Source organism: Frankia sp. CcWB3 (assembly GCF_977927595.1).
In genome coordinates this window covers 1-6,359 of record NZ_CDWRCK010000244.1, presented here as the reverse complement: position 1 = coordinate 6,359, position 6,359 = coordinate 1, and the positions used below count along the sequence as shown (strand labels likewise).

5 protein-coding genes and 1 pseudogene are annotated in these 6,359 nt (G+C 70.1%); 3 read left to right on the top strand and 3 right to left on the bottom strand.

Annotation, left to right across the window (positions count from 1 at the left end; genetic code table 11):
- The first annotated feature begins 15 nt into the window (after positions 1–15).
- The 3 genes from ACY5KJ_RS16470 (at position 16) to ACY5KJ_RS16460 (ending at position 3,136) form a co-directional block, all read left to right on the top strand.
- The gene (locus tag ACY5KJ_RS16470; RefSeq protein WP_462203783.1) at positions 16–912 is read left to right on the top strand and encodes a serine hydrolase domain-containing protein; all 897 of its coding nucleotides are present in this window, start codon (positions 16–18) and stop codon (positions 910–912) included.
- Positions 913–1,196: 284 nt separating this feature from the next.
- On the top strand, positions 1,197–1,889 hold the full coding sequence (locus tag ACY5KJ_RS16465; RefSeq protein WP_462203781.1) for a 2'-5' RNA ligase family protein: 693 nt from the start codon (positions 1,197–1,199) through the stop codon (positions 1,887–1,889).
- A gap of 62 nt (positions 1,890–1,951) precedes the next feature.
- The gene (locus ACY5KJ_RS16460; RefSeq protein ID WP_462188794.1) at positions 1,952–3,136 is read left to right on the top strand and encodes a YihY/virulence factor BrkB family protein; all 1,185 of its coding nucleotides are present in this window, start codon (positions 1,952–1,954) and stop codon (positions 3,134–3,136) included.
- A gap of 467 nt (positions 3,137–3,603) precedes the next feature.
- Here the strand turns inward: ACY5KJ_RS16460 and ACY5KJ_RS16455 are convergent.
- The 3 genes and pseudogenes from ACY5KJ_RS16455 to ACY5KJ_RS16445 all read right to left on the bottom strand — a co-directional run.
- Positions 3,604–4,371: pseudogene (locus tag ACY5KJ_RS16455) on the bottom strand (D-alanyl-D-alanine carboxypeptidase family protein); the annotation flags it as partial.
- Positions 4,372–4,485: 114 nt separating this feature from the next.
- A complete protein-coding gene (locus ACY5KJ_RS16450) occupies positions 4,486–5,532 on the bottom strand; it encodes a DUF1003 domain-containing protein (protein WP_462203780.1) in 1,047 nt (348 codons plus the stop codon).
- Positions 5,533–6,082: 550 nt separating this feature from the next.
- Positions 6,083–6,337 carry a hypothetical protein gene (locus ACY5KJ_RS16445; protein WP_462188796.1) on the bottom strand — a complete coding sequence of 85 codons (255 nt, stop codon included), beginning with the start codon at positions 6,335–6,337 and terminating at the stop codon, positions 6,083–6,085.
- Between the last annotated feature and the right edge of the window lie 22 nt (positions 6,338–6,359).

Here is a 6,359-nt window from a genome sequence, read left to right as displayed (position 1 = left end):
GAATGTTTACGGAACGTGGACGCTCTTGGACAGGTGGCGGCGTGGCCGGTCGAGACCGTCGCGGTCGCGGTGATGGGTCGGGCGGACGAGGCGGTCGGACCGGGTGCGGGGTCCGGGTGGCCGGACGCAGCGGTGACCCCGCGGGTCCGGGAGGTGGCGCGGACCGGACCACTCGATCACCCCTTCCGGCTGGCCTCGGTGTCGAAGCTGCTCAGCGCCTATGCGGTCCTGATCGCCGTGGAGGAGGGCGCGATCGGGCTTGACGATCCCGCCGGACCCCCCAGGTCCACCGTGGCTCATCTACTCGCCCACACCTCCGGGCTCGCGTTCTCGGGGACCCGCACATTGGCCCCCCCGGGCACCCGTCGCATCTACTCCAACACCGGGTTCGAGCGGCTGGGGGAGGCGCTGGAGAAGGCGACCACCATCGCCTTCGCCGACTACCTCGCCCAGGCGGTCTTCGAGCCCCTCGGGATGCACGGTGCCCGGCTGACGGGATCCCCGGCCTCCGGCGTGACGGCGACGCTTGCCGACATGCGACGCTTCGCTGCCGAGCTCCTCGCCCCGACGCTGATCACCTCCGCGACGTTCGCCACGGCCATCTCGGTCGCCTTTCCCGGACTTGCCGGCGTGTTGCCGGGTTTCGGCCAGCAGACCCCCAACGACTGGGGACTCGGCTTCGAGATCCGCGGCAACAAGCACCCGCACTGGACGGGCAGCTCCAACGCGCCGTCGACCTTCGGCCACTTCGGGCAGAGCGGGACCTTCCTGTGGGTGGATCCCGTCGCCCGCCTCGCATGTGTGACTCTTTGTGATCGTGATTTTGGCGAGTGGGCCCAGCGAGCCTGGCCACCGCTGGCGGACGCGATCCTGGCGCAGGCCCCCTCGTGGTCCGCAAACCGCTCGGCGTGACGTGCGAGAAAGGGCGGGGGCGGCGCGGCCGTCAGTGACCGTTTCCGGTCGGATGCCGGTTTCTTCCGAGGGCATTGTCAGCTTTTGGTCATGATCTGGAATCCAGATCTCCTTCCCATGGTCTGCGCGGGACGGCCGTGGCTCATGGGCCATGATGTCGGCATGTTTCCTCGGCGAGACCGATCCCGACGGCCGGTTCCTCACCCGGCGCAGGCAGGCATGGATACGCAGAGTAGCGAGCGTCGCTGCTTTCGTCGGGGAGCCGGTCCCGCATGACTGAGGGGGTGAACGGTCATACCGTCCAGGTTGTCCCGGCCGTTGATCCCGGTGAATCGGTTGTTCCGGTTGATCCGGTTGATCCGGTCGATTCCGCGGGTCGGGTGGACATCGGCGTGGCGATCGGCATCCCCGAGCCGTACCGCACAGAGCTTCAGGACTGGCGGGAGCGACTCGGCGATCCGAACGCAGCCCTCATCGTCCCGCACGTCACCCTGCTGGGTCCGACCTCCGTCGGGCTCGTGGACCTGCCCGTGATCGAGCGCCACCTCGCGCGGGCGGCGCGGGCGAACTCCCCGTTCACCATCCGCCTGCGGGGATCCGGCACGTTCCGGCCGCTGTCCCCGGTCGTGTTCGTCGCCCTCGCCATGGGTATCCTCCGGTGCGAGAAACTGGCGGCGGTGGTGCGGTCCGGTCCTCTCGACCGGCCGCTCAGCTTCGCCTACCATCCGCACGTCACCGTCGCGCACGACCTCGCCGAGGACGCGTTGGACCGCGCCTTCGATGCGCTCGCCGAATATCAGGCGCAGTTCGAAGTCAACGGGTTCGGGCTGTATGAAAGAGGCGCCGACCTGCGCTGGCGGCAACTACGCTTCTTCCCGTTCGGTCGCCCTGCGCGTGGGCCGGAACCGGTGGGCGGCGGGGGCGACGCGCCACACTCGGATCTCGGGAGTAAGCGCGCGTCGCCGGGGGGACAGTAACGAATGTGGCGGGACCTCGTCAGGCGGTACGGGCCAGTGTCGGGACGGTTTCCGGCACCGCTGTGGCAGTACGCCGGAAACGTCCGTTTCTCGATCACCTCATCCGGGCATATTCCCGCTACACAGCCGACGGCGGTGATCGTCTTGCGGCGTCGGCGACCTACTTTGCGTTCCTGTCGTTCTTCCCGCTGGTCGCGCTGGCCTTCGCGGTCACCGGCTTCGTCGTGGACGCGTACCCCGATGTGCAGGAGAGCCTGACCCGGCAGATCAACGACTATCTTCCGGGCTTGGCGGACAAGCTCGACGTTGCCTCGATTGGCAACGCCAAGGTCGGCGTGGGCATTATCGGTCTTGCCGGCCTCCTGCTCGCCGGACTCGCGTGGATCGACGCGCTGCGGGGTGCCATCCGTCTCGTATGGCACCAGGACATCGACGTTGGCAACATCATCACCCGGCGGCTGCGGGATGTCACGGTGCTCGCGGGACTGGGGCTGACTCTGTTGGCCTCACTCGTCGTGACCAGCCTCTCGACCTCGGCCACCGGGTCATTCCTGAGCTGGATCGGATTGTCCGGCAGCACCGCCGCGGCCTGGGTGACCGGCCTGCTGGCCCTGCTCGTCGCCCTCGCGATCGACACCGCGGTTTTCCTCTATCTGTTCTGGCGGCTGCCGCAGCAGACCGACCGGGTGCGGACGGTCCGGGGTGCGGTGCTCGGCGCCGTCGGAGTCGAGATCCTCAAGATCGTCGGCACCTGGCTGGTCGGGCAGACCATGAGCAATCCGGTGTACGGTACGTTCGCGGTGATCGTCGGGTTGCTCATCTGGATCAACATCGTCATGCGATGGACGCTGTTCGTCGCGGCCTGGACCGTGACGGCGCCCTACAACTCCGACGTCTTCCCCTCCGGTTCGGCAGCCCGGCATTCCGTCGCCGAGGCGGCCGACCACGCGGCGGCGGGGAGCGCGGGTGCGGCAGGCGCGGGCGCGGGATCCGCGGGGCCGGCGTCCTACCGGTCGAGCGGCTCGCCGAACCCGGAGGCCTCCCGCCGCCCGGTGTCCGGCTCCCAGACCGGCTCGACGCCGCTCGAGCCGGCTTCACCCGACTCGTCATCGGCGAAGCCATCCTTGGCCGGACCGCTGCGGGTGGCGTCGGAGGGCAGCCCGCGTGGCACGGTGCCCATCCCCGCCCGGGTACGGGCACTCCTACGCCGCCGCATACCCTCGGGGACATCCAGCAGGTCGGACTGATCAGGTCCGGCCGCCGGCCTCAGCCTCACGGACACGTGTCCGTCGCGCGGTGCGGGCGGCCGACCCGACGGGCGCTCGACGTCCCGGAGGCCCGCCGCCGCGTGCCGCCGCCGGTGCTGGCGCCGACGCACTCGGGCGGCTCGACGGGTGAGCGCGGTGAGCAGGCATGCCACGACGGTGCAGCCGATCGCGATCCAGGTTATCGGGCCGATGCCGCTGCCAGGATCGCCCGCGCGGGCGACTCCGTGCCGCGAGGAGGCTGTTGCCGCGCCGGCGGTTGGCACGATCCCTGGACCCGCCGGGCTGACGGAGGGCCGGTCTCCCGCGGGCCCGCTCGACGCCGGCGCCGTCGCCCTGGGGTTCGCGAGATACCCGACCAGGGTGACCGTGTCGGCGTGCGCGAAACCCCAGTCGAGCAGCGCGCGTGCGTCCTTGCCGTAGGCGGGAGCCGTCCGCAGCAGGGCGACGATGAGGGTGTGGCCGTCGCGGGTGGCCGCGCCGACGAACGTCGCGCCGGCCGCGATGGTGTAGCCGTTCTTCACCCCGATAGCCCCCTCGTAGGAACGCAGCAGGGCGTTGTGGTTCTGGATCTCGAAGCGGGTACCCCCCCGGCCGGCGAGCGAGGCGCGCGGGATCGTCAGGTAGCTCCGCACCGTCGGGTTGTCCAACGCCGCCCGACCGAGCACGGCTAGGTCGTGCACACTGGTGACCTGGCCCGGACTGTCCAGCCCGGTCGGGTCACCGGCGACGGTGTCCGTCGCGCCGAGCGACCTGGCCAGAGCGTTCATCCGCTGCAGCACGGCGGGGGTTCCCCCGCTCGCCTGGACCAGGGCCATGGTCGCGTCGTTTCCGCTGGAGATCAGCATGGCAGTCGCCAGGTCACGGACGGTGTATCCGACCCCCGGCACGAGACCGACCTTCGTGCCGTCCACCCGAGGGGCGTTCTCGTCGACCGTCACGACCCGGTCCGGCGGCAGGCCGGGCAGCACGGTCAGCGCGGTAAGGATTTTCATCGTGCTGGCCGGGAGATCCTGGGCGTGGGGGCGGTAGGCGGCGAGGATGGCGCCGCTTCCCGCGTCCGCGACAAGCCACTCGGCCGCCGTGAGACCGGCCGTGAGACCGGCCGGGGGAGCGGAGTCGGAGGCGGCGGTGGGTGCCGGTGCGGCGAGTGGGACGGCCGCGGCCGCCGGAACGATCTTCAGGAACGGGGCGAGAATCGCTCCGAGGACCGCCACGGCCACCAGCGCCCGCCCGAGGCTTCCGCGGAGGCGACGCGGGTCATGCCGGGGCGGACAGGGGACACGCACCTGTCGAACGCTACTGGGTTGCCCCGTTCCGCAGAAGGGTGGTCACGGCCCGTGTCGCGAGTGGGTGTTTCCTGTGGAGGAATCCACTGGTTGCGGCTTTCCCATTGAATGCCAGGAGGAGCCCGTATGGGCAGAGAGGCTATGGTGCCCGTGTGTTGTGAATCCTCTGTTCTTGAGGTGCGTCGTCGCGCTGGCCTCCCGGGTGGGGTCGTCGAGCGTGGTCTCCGGGGTGGGACCGGTGGCGATGGTCGGCGTCGTCTTCCTGTCGGGACCGCCGTTTTCGCGGTTCCCGGTGCGGGTGGCATACCCGGCGTCCGTGGAGCGAGGGAGGATGCCGGTCGTGCTCACACCCGTGGTGTTTCTGCGCTTGTGGTGCTTGGGCCGCCGGGGGCGTTCCGGATTCCCGGCATTCGGCTTGCCCGTGGCGGGTGGGTCCTCGGTCTCGGGGTCGCTCGTTTCCCGGAGGCCACCACCGGCCGTGGACGCCGGCCCGCCGTGCCGTGACGGCGATCGTGCCGCGGTTGGCTTCCGTTCATCCGACGCCGTCTGGTGCGGAACGCGAACCGCGTCCCGAACCAGGCTCTCGATGTCGCCGCGAAGAGATTCGAGTTGGCCGGCCAGCTCGCCGCGCACGTACTGCCGGGTCGCCGCATCGCTCTGGGCAAGCCGGAGCGCGGCGATCTCACGCGCGAGAAACTCGGTGTCTTCCCGCATACGTACAGCGACCGCCCGATCTTCGGCCAGCGAGGCACGGTCACGGTCGTCCTGTCGGTTCTGGGCGAGCAGGATCAACGGCGCCGCGTAGGCGGCCTGGGTCGAGAAGGCCAGGTTCAGCAGGATGAAAGGGTAGGGATCCCACCGCAGCAGCGGTAGCGCGATGTTCAAGGCTATCCAGACGATCACGATACAGGTCTGAATGGCGAGGTACCGCCCGGTTCCCAGGAAACGGGCGATGGCCTCCGCGAAGCGACTGACCGATTCCCGGTCCATGCCCCGGGGGATCAGTGTGACCCGGCCGGAAGCGGGCAGGTCGAGACGCTCGGTGCAGGCACCACGACGTCCCGCGGCCCGTGATGTTGAGATGCTCATGGAAGATCCCCCTCCGCGCGCCCCAGTTACCGCCGGACAGCTGTGAGTGCGCATTCCTCGAGCAGGCCGCGGGCGGCACCGCCACGGCGACCTCTGGTCGACACGACTTCGATCGACCGCACCTGCTTGTGCACTGCTCGCGGCCCATGCGACTGCCGACCCGGACGGATCAGGGAAGCCCGGCCGGGACAGGGTGGATCCGCGCTACCGGCACGAACCGATCGGGCCGGGAGATCGCGGTGACCATCGACTCCCGAGCCGGAGACGCCGTCGCCGACGGCACGGCTGCACCGGACAGGAGGGCCGTGCGTCCGAACAGGCCGGACTTCCGAACAGTGCCCCGGGCGTCGTCTACCCGGGTTCCGTGGACGCGGGCCGGGCGCGACGGTGCGCGCTGATCGGCCCGGGATTCAGCGATGGCTGACGTCCACGAGCAGGAAGCGGCCTTTACTGGAGCACCCGCCAGGACTCACAGCGGCCACCTCCTCGCGCTGGTCCTCCATAGAGGATTTTTCGGGGGCTTGTCAAGGATAACCGCCGGAGTTGTTCCCTAACCCACTGGGGCACCCGTGATATCGGTCGCGATGACGTCACCCGAAGCGGGGACCGTCACCGTGGCGCGGGTGGCGCGGGTCCCGGCGCGGGCGCGGGCGTCCCACTCCTCGGCGGGCCGCGCGCTCGCCTCGGCCAGGGTCTGCCAGAACGCCGAAGGAGCATCGGCGAGCGCGGCAAGGCGCAGCCTTCGCAACAGCATTCCCTCGTCTGGTTCGATCCGGCGCCCCCGGATGTCGTCGGCCCCCTCCATCGCTCCCTCCCGTCATCCCGCC